This is a genomic window from Allobosea sp. (genome assembly GCF_036675845.1).
Classification (GTDB): domain Bacteria; phylum Pseudomonadota; class Alphaproteobacteria; order Rhizobiales; family Beijerinckiaceae; genus Allobosea.
The window spans coordinates 48,380-63,157 of record NZ_JAKFED010000183.1 but is presented as its reverse complement, the minus strand read 5'-3'; the positions used below and the strand labels follow the sequence as shown (position 1 = coordinate 63,157).

16 protein-coding genes are annotated in these 14,778 nt (G+C 68.2%); 11 read left to right on the top strand and 5 right to left on the bottom strand.

Translation table 11 applies throughout. The annotated features are described in order from the left end of the window. The first annotated feature begins 30 nt into the window (after window positions 1-30). The gene (locus V6M56_RS20075; RefSeq protein ID WP_332686291.1) at window positions 31-759 is read left to right on the top strand and encodes an ATP-binding cassette domain-containing protein; all 729 of its coding nucleotides are present in this window, start codon (window positions 31-33) and stop codon (window positions 757-759) included. A 103-nt stretch (window positions 760-862) separates the two neighbouring features. Then, window positions 863-1,402 carry an OsmC family protein gene (locus tag V6M56_RS20070; protein ID WP_332686289.1) on the top strand — a complete coding sequence of 180 codons (540 nt, stop codon included), beginning with the start codon at window positions 863-865 and terminating at the stop codon, window positions 1,400-1,402. A 90-nt stretch (window positions 1,403-1,492) separates the two neighbouring features. Here V6M56_RS20070 and V6M56_RS20065 read toward each other — a convergent pair whose 3' ends face one another. Together V6M56_RS20065 and V6M56_RS20060 are read right to left on the bottom strand one after the other, a co-directional pair. Next, entirely contained in the window at window positions 1,493-2,734 is a 1,242-nt protein-coding gene (locus tag V6M56_RS20065; RefSeq protein WP_332686287.1) for an MFS transporter, read from the bottom strand. Window positions 2,735-2,809: 75 nt separating this feature from the next. Next, window positions 2,810-3,994 carry a DNA recombination protein RmuC gene (locus tag V6M56_RS20060; RefSeq protein ID WP_332686285.1) on the bottom strand — a complete coding sequence of 395 codons (1,185 nt, stop codon included), beginning with the start codon at window positions 3,992-3,994 and terminating at the stop codon, window positions 2,810-2,812. Between the two features lie 104 nt (window positions 3,995-4,098). Between V6M56_RS20060 and def the strand changes: the two genes are divergently transcribed. From def to V6M56_RS20040, 4 genes are all read left to right on the top strand, one after another. Next, window positions 4,099-4,632: a peptide deformylase gene (gene def / locus V6M56_RS20055; protein ID WP_332686283.1), complete on the top strand. Its 534-nt coding sequence runs from the start codon at window positions 4,099-4,101 to the stop codon at window positions 4,630-4,632. Window positions 4,633-4,648: 16 nt separating this feature from the next. After that, window positions 4,649-5,578 (top strand): methionyl-tRNA formyltransferase, encoded by a 930-nt coding sequence (fmt, locus tag V6M56_RS20050; RefSeq protein WP_332686281.1) that lies wholly within the window; start codon window positions 4,649-4,651, stop codon window positions 5,576-5,578. 4 nt (window positions 5,579-5,582) lie between these two features. Next, a complete protein-coding gene (gene truA, locus V6M56_RS20045) occupies window positions 5,583-6,320 on the top strand; it encodes a tRNA pseudouridine(38-40) synthase TruA (RefSeq protein WP_332686279.1) in 738 nt (245 codons plus the stop codon). A gap of 99 nt (window positions 6,321-6,419) precedes the next feature. Beyond that, the gene (locus V6M56_RS20040) at window positions 6,420-7,130 is read left to right on the top strand and encodes a hypothetical protein (protein WP_332686277.1); all 711 of its coding nucleotides are present in this window, start codon (window positions 6,420-6,422) and stop codon (window positions 7,128-7,130) included. On the opposite strand, the gene V6M56_RS20035 is transcribed toward V6M56_RS20040, so the two are convergent. The 3 genes from V6M56_RS20035 to V6M56_RS20025 all read right to left on the bottom strand — a co-directional run bounded on the left by V6M56_RS20035 (window position 7,127) and on the right by V6M56_RS20025 (window position 9,409). Continuing rightward, a complete protein-coding gene (locus V6M56_RS20035) occupies window positions 7,127-7,714 on the bottom strand; it encodes a hypothetical protein (protein ID WP_332686275.1) in 588 nt (195 codons plus the stop codon). The genes V6M56_RS20040 and V6M56_RS20035 overlap by 4 nt on opposite strands. Window positions 7,715-7,781: 67 nt before the next feature. After that, window positions 7,782-8,984 (bottom strand): succinyl-diaminopimelate desuccinylase, encoded by a 1,203-nt coding sequence (gene dapE / locus V6M56_RS20030; RefSeq protein WP_332686273.1) that lies wholly within the window; start codon window positions 8,982-8,984, stop codon window positions 7,782-7,784. Then, window positions 8,981-9,409, bottom strand: a complete 429-nt coding sequence (locus V6M56_RS20025) for a DUF805 domain-containing protein (protein WP_332686271.1) — start codon at window positions 9,407-9,409, stop codon at window positions 8,981-8,983. Before V6M56_RS20025 ends, dapE begins: the two co-directional genes overlap by 4 nt. 229 nt (window positions 9,410-9,638) lie before the next feature. Here V6M56_RS20025 and V6M56_RS20020 point away from each other — a divergent pair, with 229 nt between their 5' ends. The 5 genes from V6M56_RS20020 (at window position 9,639) to rpoN (ending at window position 14,623) form a co-directional block, all read left to right on the top strand. Beyond that, window positions 9,639-10,253, top strand: coding sequence for a ribonuclease D (locus V6M56_RS20020; protein ID WP_332686269.1), 615 nt, complete (start codon window positions 9,639-9,641; stop codon window positions 10,251-10,253). A gap of 128 nt (window positions 10,254-10,381) precedes the next feature. Next, window positions 10,382-11,131, top strand: coding sequence for an LPS export ABC transporter periplasmic protein LptC (gene lptC, locus V6M56_RS20015; protein ID WP_332686267.1), 750 nt, complete (start codon window positions 10,382-10,384; stop codon window positions 11,129-11,131). 47 nt (window positions 11,132-11,178) lie between these two features. Beyond that, window positions 11,179-11,907 carry an LptA/OstA family protein gene (locus tag V6M56_RS20010; protein WP_332686265.1) on the top strand — a complete coding sequence of 243 codons (729 nt, stop codon included), beginning with the start codon at window positions 11,179-11,181 and terminating at the stop codon, window positions 11,905-11,907. A 204-nt stretch (window positions 11,908-12,111) separates the two neighbouring features. Beyond that, on the top strand, window positions 12,112-12,930 hold the full coding sequence (gene lptB, locus V6M56_RS20005) for an LPS export ABC transporter ATP-binding protein (RefSeq protein WP_332686323.1): 819 nt from the start codon (window positions 12,112-12,114) through the stop codon (window positions 12,928-12,930). A 160-nt stretch (window positions 12,931-13,090) separates the two neighbouring features. After that, window positions 13,091-14,623 (top strand): RNA polymerase factor sigma-54, encoded by a 1,533-nt coding sequence (gene rpoN, locus V6M56_RS20000; protein WP_332686263.1) that lies wholly within the window; start codon window positions 13,091-13,093, stop codon window positions 14,621-14,623. Window positions 14,624-14,778 lie beyond the last annotated feature (155 nt).

Here is a 14,778-nt window from a genome sequence, read left to right as displayed (position 1 = left end):
CCTCCGCCTTGTTCTGGAAGGAATCGCCCGATGTCCGTCAGCTTTCTCGATCCCGATCTCTTCGCCGCAAGTTTCGATGCCGCCGCGCTGCGCCCGGCGCCCGGGCAGGTCGTCGCCTTGCTCGGCGGGCCCGCCGCCGGCCGCAGTGCGCTGCTGCGCGCCATCGCCGGCCTCGACGCCGATGTGGACCCGGTGCCGTCGGCCGAGCTGGGGCTGCTCGGCGCCCGGCCGCATTTCTTCCCCTGGCTCGGCCTGGCCGAGAACCTGGCCTTTGGCCTGCCCGGCGCGACGCCTTTCGCCCGCGAGGGACTGATCGCCAATGCGCTGGTCCGCGTCGGTCTCAGCGCAGCCGCCGACCGGCGCCCCGGCACGCTCTCACTGGGGGAGCTGCAGGGCCTTGCGCTGGCGCGCCTGTCGCTGCTGCGCCCGAAGCTGCTGCTGATCGACGAGCCCTTCGCCGGGCTGGACGAGCAGGCGCAGCACCGCCTTGCCGAACCCTTCGCCGATCTCTGCACGCAAGGGCGCCCGGCCGTGGTCATCGCCACAGCCTCCGTCGAGGAGTCCGTCCGTCTCGCCGACCGGATCCTCGTGCTGCCGCAGAAGCCCGGCCCCTTCGCCTATCGGCTCGACAATCTGCTGCCGCGGCCGCGCGATCCCCGCTCGGTCGGCTTCGTCGCCCTGCGCCGTGAATTGCGTCGTGCGCTGGAAAAGGAGTTCGGCGGCGAGCAGCCGGTGGTGGCCGTGGAAGTCGCCGCCTGACGCGGCGCCGCGATCGCATCGTCCTTTTCTGAAAACCGCATCCACTTTTGCGCCCGATGCAGTAAACCCTGCCAGCATCCATTTCGATCGAGGAACCGCCATCATGGACGTCACTGCGCTTCGCGCTCTTCAGGCCCCGCTCAAGGATAAATATCGCGAGGCGCCGGATGCGGCGGTGATCACGCTCAAGGCGAAGGGCGAGCTCGACGACCAGCACATCGCCTGCAAGGTCGAGACCGGGCGCGCCATCGCGCTCGCCGGCCTGCATCCGGCGACCGGCGGCTCCGGCGCCGAGCTCTGCTCCGGCGACATGCTGCTCGAGGCGCTGGTCGCCTGCGCCGGCGTGACCCTGAAGGCGGTCGCGACCGCGCTCGAGATCGAGTTGAAGAAGGGCGTCGTCCGCGCCGAGGGCGATCTCGACTTCCGCGGCACGCTCGGCGTCGCCAGGGATGCCGCCGTCGGCTTCAAGGCGATCCGGCTGTTCTTCGACGTCGAGACCGACGCGCCGCAGGAGAAGCTCGACAGCCTGCTCAAGCTGACCGAGCGCTATTGCGTCGTGTTCCAGACGCTGAACGTCAAGCCGGAGCTCTCGGCGGCGTTGACGCAAGCTAGAGCCGGATCCGATCAGATTGAATCAATCTGATCGGTGAATCCGTCTCTAAACTTGAGATGAGAGCCCGTTCCGATCAGCTTGCGGTGCAAGCTGATCGGAACGGGCTCTGAGTCGGCGCGATCAGCCGGGCAGGGCGCGCGGCGTCCCGTCCGGATCCGTCGCTTCCGGTTCCTGCGAGATCGAGGCGTTGAGCGGATCGATGACCGCGAACGGCCTCTCCGCCATCTGCTCCGCCGGCGCCCGCTGCTGGATGCGCAGGCCCGCGACCGCGGCGAGCGCAGCCGTCGCGGCGGCCATGAAGTAGAGCAGTCCGTTGATGTCGAGCCGCGCCATCACCTGGGCGCCGAGGATCGGACCGAGCGCCGAGCCGATGCCGCTGACCAGGATCAGCCGGCCGCTGACCGCGACGACGCGATCCTGCGGCATGCGGTCGAGCGCATGCGCGACGCAGACCGGATAGAGCGTCGACATGAAGCCGCCGAGCAGCGCCGCCACCGGCAGCACCAGCATCAGATCGCGCGGAACGAAACCGAGCAGCACGGCCGCGACCGAGAAGCCGAGCGCCAGCCCGGCCAGCACGATCCGGCGGTCGCCGCGATCCGAGAGCCGGCCGACCGGCACCTGGAACACGAAGCCGCCAAGCACGGCGACCAGCATGACCAGCGCGATCGTTTCCTGGGCGACGTTGTTCCTGGCCATCCACGCCGGGACGAGCGCGTAGAAGGCGCTGGTGACGATGCCCGAGACCACGCAGCCGATCACCGAGACCGGGGCCTGCCGCGTCAGCTCGCCATAGGGCAGCGAAGTCTCGGGCGGCAACGCCGGCGCCTCGGCGCGGGTCGCGCTGACCATCATCAGCGCCAGCGCGAACAGCGCGACGATGATGCTGAACGGCGTCGCCGAGGTGATCGGCAGCTTGCCGATCAGCAATTGCCCGGCCGCCAGGGCCAGGAAGGTGCCGACCATGTAGATCGAGAAGATCCGGCCGCGCTGTTCCGGCGGTGCCTTGGCGTTCAGCCAGCTCTCCGTCGTGATGAACAGGCCGACGCAGCCGGTGCCGATCGCCATCCGGCACAGGATCCAGCCGAGCGGCGAGACGAGGAGCGACATCAGCGCCGTGGCGACCACGACCATGCCCGCGAAGGCGGCGTAGGCGCGGATATGCCCGATGCGCTGGATGATGCCGCCGCAGCCGACGGCACCGATCGAGAAGCCGATGAAATAGGCGCTGAGCACGATGCCGGTCAGCGTCGCGCCGAAATTCTCGGTCGTCAGCCGCAGCGACAGGAACGTGTTGAAGAAGCCGTTGGCAAGCTGGACGAGGCTCGTCGCGGCGATGAGCGTTCCGATCTGGACGAGCACGTCTGGCAGCCCCCCGCGAATCCGTTCGAGCTGCTAGGCTAACCCCGAATGTGATCTGCCGATGGCGTCCAGGGTTTATTCTGCCGCCTTGAGCCGGGTTTCCCCTGCGAAGGGCAGGGTCGTCTGGCTGCCCGGGCCGTCGTCGAATTCCAGCGCGCCGATCTTCTCGGCCCGGCCGGTGACCTTGCCGGCGGAGGTCTTGATCTGGCCGACATCTTCCTGCGCCTGGCGGAAATGGTTATCCAGCCTGTCGACCCGCTCGCCGAGCCGGCGGACATCGTCGAGCAGCTTGCCGACCTCCGACTGGATCACCTGCGCCTCCTCGCGCATCCGCGCATCGCGGACCAGCGACTGCATCAGCTGGATCGCCAGCGCCAGCAGCGAGGGCGAGACGATCATCACGCGCTGGCGATGCGCCTTCTGGATCACATCGTCGAAATGCTCGTGCAGGTCGGCATAGATCGATTCGGACGGCACGAAGAGCAGCGCCATGTCCTGCGTCTCGCCGGGCAGGAAATAGCGCTCGGCGATGTCCTTGACATGCTGGCCGACATCGCCGCGCACCCGTGCCGCCGCCGCCTTCTTCTCCTGTTCGCCGCGCGCTGCGCGCAGCAGGGTGAAACTCTCCAGCGGGAATTTGGCGTCGATGACGAGGCCGCGCCCGTCACCCGGCAACGTGACGAGGCAGTCCGGCCGCTTGCCGCTGGAGAGCGTCGGCTGGAACGCGAAGAACGCAGCCGGGAGACCGTCGCGCACGATCGCCTCCATCCGGCCCTGACCATAGGCGCCGCGCGCCTGCTTGTTGGAAAGCACGTCCTTCAGCGTCACCACCTCGCCGGTCAGCTCGCTCAGGTTCTTCTGGGCGCTGTCGATCACGGCGAGCCGCTCCTGCAGCTTGCCGAGGCTTTCCGTGGTCTGGCGGACATTCTGCTCGAGCCCGGCGCCGACCTGCTGGCGCAGCCCGTCGATCCGGTCGGCGACGAGGCGGGCAAGGTCGCCCTGCCGGGTCGAGAGGATCTCGGCCATGGTCTGCATCCGACCGGTCAGCTCGGACTGCATCCGGTTCATCTCGGCGACCTTGTCGTCCATCTCGCGGGCCCGCTCGGTGGCGGCCGCGGCTTCCGCCTCGCGCCGGCGCCCGCCGCGCCAGGAGGAGAGTAGCGCCAGCGCCAGCAGCAACAGGGTCAGGCCGGCGAAGCCGAAGGTGGCCTGCGCCCAGGTGACGGGGCGGTCGAGCAGGACGAAGGCGATCTGGTTCATGCCGGGGAGCCTACACGAAAGCGAACGAAAGCGGAACAGTTTGACCGCCTCCGCACAAGTGCTTATGTCGCCTGAATCTCAGGAAATCTGCTTTAGAGCGTCCCATGGCCATTCGCCCTCTCGTCATCCTGCCCGACAGCCAGCTTCGGCTGGTCTCGGCGCCCGTCGCGGCGATTACGCCCGAGGTCCGCAAGCTCGCCGAAGACATGCTGGAGACGATGTACGACGCGCCCGGCATCGGGCTTGCCGCGATCCAGATCGGCGCGCCGGTCCGGCTCGTCACCCTCGATGTGTCGAAGAAGAGCGAGGAGGACGAGGAGACCCCGAAGGCGCCGATGGTCTTCGTCAATCCCGAGGTCACCTGGCGCTCGGAAGAGACGAACGTCTACGAGGAGGGCTGCCTGTCGATCCCCGAATATTACGAGGAGGTCGAGCGGCCGGCGCGGGTCAAGGTGCGCTATATGGGCCTCGACGGCGCGACGCAGGAGATCGAGGCCGAGGGCATCCTCGCCACCTGCCTGCAGCACGAGATCGACCATCTCAACGGCGTGCTGTTCATCGATTATCTCTCGCGCCTGAAGCGCGAGCGCGTGACCAAGCGCTTCGCCAAGGCGGCCCGCCGGGAGAGCGCGGCCTGAACGGCCGGGAAAAGACATGAGCTTGCGCATCATCTTCATGGGCACGCCGGATTTCGCCGTGCCCACCCTGACCGAGATCATCGGCCAGGGCCATGAGGTCGTTTCCGTCTATACGCGGGCCCCGGCTCCGGCCGGGCGCGGCATGGAACTGAAGCCGTCGCCGGTGCAGCGCACCGCCGAGCGTTTCGGCATTCCGGTATTCACGCCGAAGACGCTGAAGAACGCCGAGGCCGCCGAGATCATGGCCTCGCACCAGGCCGATGTCGCGGTCGTCGTCGCCTATGGCCTGATCCTGCCGGGCGCGGTCCTGGAGGTTCCGGAACTCGGCTGCCTCAACCTGCACGCTTCGCTGCTGCCGCGCTGGCGCGGCGCCGCCCCGATCCAGCGCGCGATCATGGCCGGCGATGCCGAGACCGGCGTCTGCGTGATGAAGATGGAGGAGGGGCTCGATACCGGCCCCGTCGGCATGGTCGAGCGGCTCGCCATCGACAGCGACGCCACGGCGGGCGACATGCACGACCGGCTTGCCGGGCTCGGCGCCGATCTGATGGTGCGGGCCCTGGCTGCTCTCGGCCGCGGCGGCCTGCGCTTCACGCCGCAGGCGCAGGAAGGCGTCACCTATGCCAGCAAGATCGGCAATGACGAGGCGAAGCTGAGCTGGACACGGCCGGCGCAGCAGGTGCACGATCTCGTGCGCGGCCTCTCGCCCTTTCCGGGTGCTTTCGTCGAGGTCGATCTTGGCAAGGGGCCGGAGCGGCTCAAGCTGCTGCGTACGGCGCGTGCCGGCGGCGCGGCCGAGCCTGGAACCCTGCTCGACGATGACGGCACGGTCGCCTGCAAGGTCGGCGCGGTGAAGCTGCTGCAGGTCCAGCGCGCCGGGCGCGCGCCGATGAGCGGCGGCGAGTTCCTGCGCGGCGCCCGGCTCTCTGCCGGCGCGAAGCTCTAGCGCGATGCCGCGCTACAAGCTGGTCATCGAATATGACGGCACGCCGTTCTCGGGCTGGCAGCGCCAGCTCAACGGCCCCTCCGTGCAGCAGAGCGTCGAGGAGGCGGTCGAGGCGTTCTGCGGCCATGCCGTGCGGCTGCATTGCGCCGGGCGCACCGATGCCGGCGTGCATGCCACCCATCAGGTCGCTCATGTCGATCTCGAGCGCGAATGGCGCACCGATGTCGTGCGCGATGCCAGCAATGCCAGGCTGAAGCGCCTGCCGGTGGCGGTGCTGAGCGCCGAGGCGGTGCCCGACTCGTTCGACGCCCGCATCTCGGCGCTGCGCCGCTACTATATCTACCGCATCCTCGACCGCCGGGCGCAACCCGCCCTCGAGGCCGACCGCGTCTGGCATGTGCCGGTCAGGCTCGACCACGAGGCGATGGACCGCGCCGCCAAGGCGCTCATCGGCCATCACGACTTCACCACCTTCCGCGCCGCCGAATGCCAGGCCAACAGCCCGCTGCGCACGCTCGACCGGCTCGACTGCCGGCGCGAGGGACCGGAGGTCGTGGTCTATGCCCATGCCCGGTCCTTCCTGCACCATCAGGTCCGCTCCATCGTCGGCTGCCTGAAGATGGTCGGCATGGGGCGCTGGCCGGAGAACAAGGTCGGCAAGGTGCTGGCGGCGCGCGACCGCTCGCAATGTGCCGCGCTGGCGCCGCCCTGCGGGCTCTATCTCGCCGGCGTCGACTACTGATTTGCCGATGGGCTGACGGGAGACCCCTAAGGTTGCAAGGCAGGGTTGCATATGCAACTTTAAGTAGAATAACCCTTGAGGGTCCCGTCGGAGTTGGCCATGAAGCGGAAACGGGGACTACGGCTCGCACTATGCCTTCTGGCCACGTTTCCCCTGGCCGCCTGCCAGGACGAAGACCGCCAGATCGAAAGCATCATCGCCAGATACGGCTTTTCGAGAAACGTCCCGCCCAGCACCCTGCATGGACCGGGCGCCCTGGTCGCCAGGGAGAATTACGACCCGAGCGACAAGAACCCGCGCTCGGTGCAGCTGACGTCCCTTTGCACGTCGCGGTACTCGGTCGATCTCTATAATTTCAAGCCGACCTTGAGCGACACCGAAAGTCGGGACGTCGCCAGTCAGCTTGGAGGAAGCTTCAACATCGAGGCGCCCGCTCTCAAGAGCCTGTTCAATCTCCAGGCGACGGCCCGTGCGGCCAGGAGCGCCGTGGTCACCGTCGCCGACGCCAAGATCTACACCTATGCGCAGGACGAGCTGGCGGAGATCCGCGCGCTCCTCAGGCCGGTTTGCCGTGAGATCGTCATGACCAATATCGGTCAGAGCAATGCGCATCAGGTCTTGAAGGTTCTCGAAGCCACGGTCGAATTGAAGATCAGCTTCGACGTGGCGGCCAGCGCGTCGATCAAGGCGAAAGCCGTCAACGAGCTGGTCAAGGCGGGTTTCGAGATCGCCCCTTCCTCGGATTCGGTCACGACCCGGGGCAAGGCCCTGTATTACGGCGTCGGCCTGATCCCGGTGACGAAAATCTAGAACCCGGCGAGCCCGAAGGTCCGGATGATCGCGTAGTCGGCGAGCAGGCTGGCGCAGGCGACCGCGCCGGCGATGCCGCTTTGTGCGCCGAAGGCGGCGCGGGCCACGCAATAGCGCAGGCGCAGGACGATCGCCGCGAAGGCGAGGGCCTGGACGCTCGCGATTCCGGCGTTCGACCAGCCCAGCGCGAAGACCGCCGCCGGCACCGCCATCAGGCTGGCGGAGAGAATGCTCGACCAGTTCCAGGCGATGATGAAGCCGGTGAAGCGCGGGGAGTGCAGCAGCCCCGGCGCCAGCATGACGAGCAGCACCGGCACCGTGATCACCGCCAGCAATTCGGCGACGATCACCGAGGCGAGCAGGACGGGGGCGTCGAACAGCCCGGTCGTGTTCGGCAGCCCGGCGAGCACGCGCTCGGCCGCCAGCACGGGGATGATCGCCGGCACGGTCAGGACCAGGGCCAGATAGGAGCGCCAGAAGCCATCGCGGGAGAGATCGAGATCGGGCAGGGCCTTGGCATCTGCCGAGAGCAGGCGCCAGGAGGCCCGCAGGGAACGCGTCACATCGTCGGCAGCAAGCCTCATGGCCAGACCCTCCGGTCTCAATGGCATTAGACTTTCGTCTAAAGCATGGAGAGCGGGAAAGGTTCCGTCAAGCCGGCTGGGTTGCGGCAAAATAGGTGGTCAGGAGCCGGTGGGTGATCCGCTCCAGCGCGATGAGATCGGCGACGGCGACGCGCTCGTCGACCTGGTGCATGGTCTGGCCGACGACGCCGTATTCGACGACCGGGCAATGGTTCTTGATGAAGCGCGCATCGGAGGTGCCGCCGGTGGTCGAGAGCGCCGGGCGCTTGCCGGTCTCGGCTTCGACGGCGTCGGCGACCATCGCGACGAAGGGGCCGGGCTGCGTCAGGAAGGCGACCGCATTGGTCGGGTTGAAGGCGATCTCGTAGCGCACGGCATTGCCGGCCGCCTCGCGCAGGCGCCGTTCGATCTCGGCGGCCAGCGTCTCCGGTGTCCAGAGGTCGTTGAAGCGGATGTTGAACACCGCTCTGGCCTGCGCCGGGATGACGTTCGTCGCCGGATTGCCGACATCGAGCGTCGTCACCTCGAGATTGCTCGGGTCGAAATGCTCGGTGCCGGCGTCGAGCGGTGCGGTCTCGAGCCCGGCCAGCAGCCGGACCATGCCGCGGATCGGATTCTGCGCCAGATGCGGATAGCCGACATGGCCCTGGATGCCGGTGACCGTCAGCTTGCCGGTGAGCGAGCCGCGCCGGCCGATCTTGATCATGTCGCTCATCGTTGCCGGATTGGTCGGCTCGCCGAGCAGGCAATGGTCGAAGCGCTCGCCGCGCGCCCGAGCCCATTCCAGCAGCTTGACCGTGCCGTTGACGGCGGGGCCTTCCTCGTCGCCGGTGATCAGGAAGGCGATCGAGCCCGGCGCCTGCGGGTTCTCGCGCCGGAAGCGCAGCACGGCGGCGATCATCGCGGCGAGCCCGCCCTTCATGTCGCAGGCGCCGCGGCCATGGAGCACGCCGTCGACGATCTCGCCTGCGAAAGGATCATGCGTCCAGGCGGCGAGGTCGCCCGGCGGCACGACGTCGATGTGCCCGGCGATCACAAGAACGGGGCCGTCGCTGCCGATGCGGGCGTAGAGGTTCTCGATTTCCGGCATGCCCGGCTCGGAGAACACCGGGCGCTCGACGGAAAAGCCCGCGGCGCTCAGCGCCGCATCGAGCAGGGCGAGCGTCCCGGCCTCGGCCGGCGTCACCGAGGGGCAGCGCACCAGGGCCTGGGTCAGGGCGACGGGATCGGCGGGGTCGAAGGCGAGGGCGGCTGGCGTGTTCTGGCTCATTGCGCCGGTTTATCAGCCGCCTTGTGCTCTGCAAGCGCTGCATCGGGTTCGGCCGCCGGCATCATGCCGAGATCGACCAGCGCGACCAGCCACGCCATCGTCGAGATCGCCTCCAGCGACGGCCGCCATCCGTAGCCGAGGAAGGGGCGCAACTGCGTCGGCAGGACGATGGCGCAGACCAGCAGGATGCCGAAGAGCGACGAACTGCCCCGGTCGGTGGCGCGCTTTGCCGCCAGCGCCGCCCAGGGAAACAGGGCGAAGGCGTTGGCGAAGGCGACGATGACGGCACCCGTGTGGCTGTCCGTAAGGCGTGGCGAAAGCCACTGGATCGCCAGCAGGCAGAGCGCGATCACGACGCTGCCGAACCAGAACTGGCGCAGGCCGATGCGGCCGTCGAAATCGGTGAACAGGCGGATTGGGGACATGCGTCGGGCTCCGATCCGGCATCGTCGCATGCCTCGGCGCCCGGATGAAGGACATGGTGAATAAAAGGTTAATGGCCCCGAACCGGTTGTATCGCTACAGAAAATGCTTGAACGCGGCGGAACGCACCGCTAGCTGCGGCAGGTTCGTCGGTTTTAGGAGGCCATCCGGTAGTCCGGCGGACGCAGGTATCTGAGCGGCGCGCTGCGCCGCTCGAGTGAGGTTTCCAGCATGACCATCCGTTTGCATCGCGGCGATCTGCCGGCCGACTTCCAGCCCGGGCCGGTCCTGGCGATCGACACCGAGACGCTCGGCCTCAACCCGCAGCGCGACCGGCTCTGCGTGGTGCAGCTCTCGCGCGGCGACGGTTCGGCCGATGTCGTCCAGATCCCGAAGGACGCGCCGGCCCCGGCCAATCTCTGTCGCATCCTGGCCGATCCGGCGGTGCTGAAGCTGTTCCATTTCGCCCGCTTCGACATCGCCGCCCTGCAGAAGGCGTTCGGCGTCGTCACGGCGCCGGTCTACTGCACCAAGATCGCCTCCAGGCTGGTGCGGACCTATACCGACCGGCACGGGCTCAAGGACCTGGTCCGGGAGCTGCTCGGCATCGACTTGTCGAAGCAGCAGCAATCCTCGGACTGGGGCGCCGACGCGCTTTCCGAATCCCAGCTCAGCTATGCTGCCGCCGACGTGCTGCATCTCCATGCATTGAAGGCGCGGCTCGACATGATGCTCGCTCGCGAGGAGCGGACTCATCTGGCCGGCGCCTGCTTCGACTTCCTGCCGATCCGGGCGGAACTCGATCTCGCCGGCTGGCCGGAGACGGACATCTTCGCACATACGTAAAGTTGATGTATTCCAGCTAGGTCATTCGTCGAGCGGTCGACATGGCGGTCGCGCGGTCTTGCCGCAGCGCTTCCGCCGACATCAAAAAGCCGCCGGCGGCTGGCAATGGGCGGGGCATGACCTTGGCGATGACATCTCCTGACATGGCGGGCGCGGCAGAAAAGCAGGTGCGGCTGCGGCAGTCCGCGTTCAACGCGGCGCGCCGCCATTCCGGCCTGGTGCGGCTGCTCCGGCGTGCCATCCCGGTCGGCGCCGTGACGGCGGTGCTGGTGCTCGTCGTCGCGCCCTTCCTCAATCCGCTGCGCGATGTCGGCAATTTCTCGCTCGGTTCGGTCGGCCTGTCCGGCGGCAAGGTCGTGATGGAAGCACCGAAGCTCGCCGGCTACCGCAAGGACAACAGCCCCTACGAGGTCACGGCCGATTCCGCGCTGCAGGACATCCGCAACCCGACGCAGATCGAGCTGGTGAAGATGACCGCGCGGATCCAGATGAACTCCGAGGAGGGCTGGGTCACGGTCAATGCCCGCAGCGGTCTCTTCGACCAGCAGAAGGAGCGGCTGAAGCTGGTCGACGATGTCAAGATCCGTACGGAATCGGGCTATGATGCGCGGATGCGGACGGCGGATGTCGATTTCAAGGCTGGCACGGTCGTGTCGCGCGAGCCGGTCACGGTCAATCTCGGCACCACCACGGTCAACGCCGATACACTCGATGTTAAGGACAACGGGGCCCTGATCGTGTTCGAAGGCCGGGTGCGTGTGGTCATCGAGAATGCGCCGGCCAACAGCCTGGCGGGGCCTGAGCGCCAGGGCAGTACGCCCAATCCCGATCTGCTGCGGCCCGCCGCGACGGCTGGCACCCCGGCCCCGCAGCGCTGACGAAACCGGCTCGAAACAGTGAAGCTCAAGCGAACGACAGGTCGGCGATGAAACCCACAACCCTCCTCTTCGCAATCGTGTCCGCAATCTTCTGCCTGCCTGCGGCGGTGGTGCTCGCCCAGCAGCCGCCGGCGAGGTCCGGTGCGGCGCCCGCCCAGCCGGCCAAGCCGGCCGCTGCGCCCGCGAAGGCGCGTGGCGGCGCTCCCGGCTCGCCCTTCGGCGGCATGGGCGGCGACAGCAAGGAGCCGATCAAGATCGACGCCGACAAGCTCGACGTGCTCGACAAGGACAACAAGGCGATCTTCTCCGGCAACGTCGTCGCCGTGCAGGGCGAGACGACCGTGCGCTGCTCGACCATGACCGTCTTCTATGAAGGGCGCGGCCAGAACGGCGCGGCCGGGGCTGCCAGGCGCCCTGCCGCCGCTACGGCGGCTGCGCCCGGCGCGCCTGCTCCGGCGCAATCGAGCGATGGCGCGATCAAGCGCATCGAATGCGCCGGGCCGGTGACCGTCGTCTCGAAGACGCAGGCCGCGACCTCCGACAACGCCGTCTTCGACCGCGCCAACAACAAGGTGATCATGACCGGCAATGTCGCGCTGAACGACGGCCCCAACATCACGCGGGGCGAGCGCCTCGTCTATGACACGCAGACCGGCATCGCCAATATCGACACCAAGCCCGGTGGCCGCGTGCAGGGCTTCTTCGTGCCGGACACGGCCGAGGCCGGCAAGGAGAAGCCGGGTGCCGCGCCCAAGCCCGCCGCGCCGACGAACTGACTTCATCCCGCAGCGGCTCTGGATGACGAAGGCGTTGCCAGGTTGGAGCGCCTCGAATACCAGAACGCACGCCATGCCGAACCCCAGCAGGTTGCGCCCTTTCCCGTGACGATTTCCCAGCCATCGCCAGCCGAAGCCGCCGAAAGGGCGCAGCGCCAGCCGTCTGCGGCCGCGCCAGGGGCGCCCGCCGCCGGGGGCGGGGCGCTGTCGCGCCTGGGCCGGCTCTTCGGCGGCAAGGCCCGGCGGGCGGCGGCGGAGCCGTCGGCGCAGGCGGAGCCGATCGCTGCCTCGGTGGGCGGTTCCGGCATCCTGGCCGTCAGCGGCCTGCGCAAGAGCTATGGCGGCCGCAATGTCGTCAGCGAAGCCTCGCTCTATGTCCGCAATGGCGAGGCGGTCGGTCTGCTCGGCCCCAACGGCGCCGGCAAGACCACGATCTTCTACATGATCACCGGGCTGGTGGCTGCCGATCTCGGCGTCATCACGCTCGAGGGTCATGACATCACCAATCTGCCGATGTACCAGCGCGCCCGGCTCGGCATCGGCTACCTGCCGCAGGAGGCCTCGATCTTCCGCGGCCTCTCGGTCGAGGACAATATCCGGGCGGTGCTCGAGGTCGTCGAGCCGAACCGCAGGACGCGCGAGCGCGAGCTCGACAAGCTGCTCGAGGAATTCAACATCGCGCGGCTGCGCAAGGCGCCTTCGATCGCGCTCTCGGGCGGCGAGCGGCGGCGCTGCGAGATCGCCCGCGCGCTCGCCGGCCGGCCGTCCTTCATCCTGCTCGACGAGCCCTTCGCCGGTATCGATCCGATCGCGGTCGGCGACATTCAGGAGCTCGTCCGGCAATTGACCGATCGCGGCATCGGCGTTCTGATCACCGATCACAATGTCCGCGAGACGCTGGGCCTGGTCGATCGCGCCTATATCATCCATACCGGCCGGGTGCTGACCGAGGGCTCGCCGGCCGAGATCATCGCCAATGCCGACGTCCGGCGCGTCTATCTCGGCGAGGATTTCCGCCTCTGACCCGGCGCGGCGGCCGGTTGCGGCGGCCGATATTGCGGTGCGTCAATTTCTTCCCTCGCGCGCCCGCAAAGAGCTTTGACGCGACCGCGGCCCAAGGCTAGGCTCCGCCCACAGGCAAGAAGCGTGCCGAGGTGGCGCGGAGGAAAGGAGCCGGATCGCGATGGCGATGATGCCGCGCATGGAGCTGCGCCAGGGGCAGTCCCTGGTGATGACGCCGCAACTTCTGCAGGCGATCAAGCTCCTCCAGCTCTCCCATCTCGAACTGCAGGATTTCGTCGAGGGCGAGCTCGAGCGCAACCCGCTGCTGGAACGCACCGACGACGCCGGCGAGCCGGCGCTGCCCAATGGCGGCGGCGAGGCGGCGATGGCGGCCGATCAGGCGAGCTATGAGCGCGCCGAGCGCCTGAATACCCAGGAGGGCATGGAAGGCCGGCTCGGGACCGGGCTGGAGAACGTCTTCCAGAACGAGCAGCCGCAGGTCGCCAGGCTCGACACGCAGGGCGCCGATAGCCTGCCGATCACCGGCGGGGCCTATGGCGGCGCCGGCGGCTCCTTCGAGGAAGGGCCCGAGGGCTTCGAGAGCAGCCTGACCGTCGAGGCCTCGCTGCACGAGCATCTTTCCGCCCAGCTCGACCTCGCCGTCGCCTCGCCCGCCGAGCGGCTGATCGGGCGGCACATCATCGACGGCGTCGACGATGCCGGCTACCTCGCCGAGCCGCTCGCCGACATCGCCGCGCGGCTCGGCGTCGACGAGGCCAGGGTCGAAGCGGTCCTGCGCATCGTCCAGAGCTTCGATCCCAGTGGCGTCGCGGCGCGCGATGTCGGCGAGTGCCTCGCCATCCAGCTCCGCGACCGCGACCGCTGCGACCCGGCCATGCTGGCCCTGCTCGCCAATCTGCCGCTGCTCGCCAAGCGCGACTACGCCGCGCTGAAGCGCATCTGCGGGGTCGATGACGAGGATATCGCCGACATGGTCGCCGAGATCCGGCGCCTCGACCCCAAGCCCGGCCGCGCCTTCGGCGGCTCGGCGGCCGAGACGGTGGTGCCCGATGTCTTCATCCGCGCCGCGCCGGACGGCTCCTGGCTGGTCGACCTCAACCCCGACACCTTGCCGCGCGTGCTGGTCAACCAGACCTATCACGCCCGCGTCTCGCGGGCGGCGCGCAATGACGAGGAGAAGGCCTTCATCGCCGAATGCCTGCAGACGGCGAACTGGCTGACCCGTTCCCTCGAGCAGCGCGCCCGCACCATCCTCAAGGTCGCGAGCGAGATCGTGCGCCAGCAGGACGGCTTCTTCGCCCATGGCGTCGAGCATTTGCGGCCCCTGAACCTGAAGACCGTCGCCGATGCGATCGGCATGCACGAATCGACGGTTTCGCGCGTGACCTCCAACAAATACCTGACCTGCCCGCGCGGCGTCTTCGAGATGAAGTACTTCTTCTCCGCCGCCATCGCGGCGACCGGCTATGGCGAGGCCCATTCCGCCGAGGCGGTGCGCTACAAGATCAAGCAGATGATCGACGATGAGACGCCGGCCGAGGTGCTGTCGGATGATGCGATCGTCACCAGGCTGAAGGCGAGCGGCATCGACATTGCCCGGCGGACCGTGGCGAAATACCGGGAATCGCTGCGCATTCCGTCCTCGATGGAGCGTCGGCGCGAGAAGCTCGCCATGGCCAATGGCGGGCGCTGAGCCCGCCCGCGCCGCCTGGAGCGCTCCCCTGCGGGCAAGGCCGGCGCAAGCGTCGCCGGAAACTGCCCGGCCGATTCGGTTGCCCTTGCGGCATGCGCCCCGTTCGGGGCAACTCCTTCGGAGCAGCGGCTTCCGGGCTCATTGACAAGCCGGTG

Coding starts and splice junctions, on each gene's coding strand:
- V6M56_RS20075 (WP_332686291.1), top strand. CDS start 31: ATGTCCGTCAGCTTTCTCGATCCCGATCTCTTCGCCGCAAGTTTCGAT.
- V6M56_RS20070 (WP_332686289.1), top strand. CDS start 863: ATGGACGTCACTGCGCTTCGCGCTCTTCAGGCCCCGCTCAAGGATAAA.
- V6M56_RS20060 (WP_332686285.1), bottom strand. CDS start 3,994: ATGAACCAGATCGCCTTCGTCCTGCTCGACCGCCCCGTCACCTGGGCG.
- def (WP_332686283.1), top strand. CDS start 4,099: ATGGCCATTCGCCCTCTCGTCATCCTGCCCGACAGCCAGCTTCGGCTG.
- fmt (WP_332686281.1), top strand. CDS start 4,649: ATGAGCTTGCGCATCATCTTCATGGGCACGCCGGATTTCGCCGTGCCC.
- truA (WP_332686279.1), top strand. CDS start 5,583: ATGCCGCGCTACAAGCTGGTCATCGAATATGACGGCACGCCGTTCTCG.
- V6M56_RS20040 (WP_332686277.1), top strand. CDS start 6,420: ATGAAGCGGAAACGGGGACTACGGCTCGCACTATGCCTTCTGGCCACG.
- V6M56_RS20035 (WP_332686275.1), bottom strand. CDS start 7,714: ATGAGGCTTGCTGCCGACGATGTGACGCGTTCCCTGCGGGCCTCCTGG.
- dapE (WP_332686273.1), bottom strand. CDS start 8,984: ATGAGCCAGAACACGCCAGCCGCCCTCGCCTTCGACCCCGCCGATCCC.
- V6M56_RS20025 (WP_332686271.1), bottom strand. CDS start 9,409: ATGTCCCCAATCCGCCTGTTCACCGATTTCGACGGCCGCATCGGCCTG.
- V6M56_RS20020 (WP_332686269.1), top strand. CDS start 9,639: ATGACCATCCGTTTGCATCGCGGCGATCTGCCGGCCGACTTCCAGCCC.
- lptC (WP_332686267.1), top strand. CDS start 10,382: ATGACATCTCCTGACATGGCGGGCGCGGCAGAAAAGCAGGTGCGGCTG.
- V6M56_RS20010 (WP_332686265.1), top strand. CDS start 11,179: ATGAAACCCACAACCCTCCTCTTCGCAATCGTGTCCGCAATCTTCTGC.
- rpoN (WP_332686263.1), top strand. CDS start 13,091: ATGGCGATGATGCCGCGCATGGAGCTGCGCCAGGGGCAGTCCCTGGTG.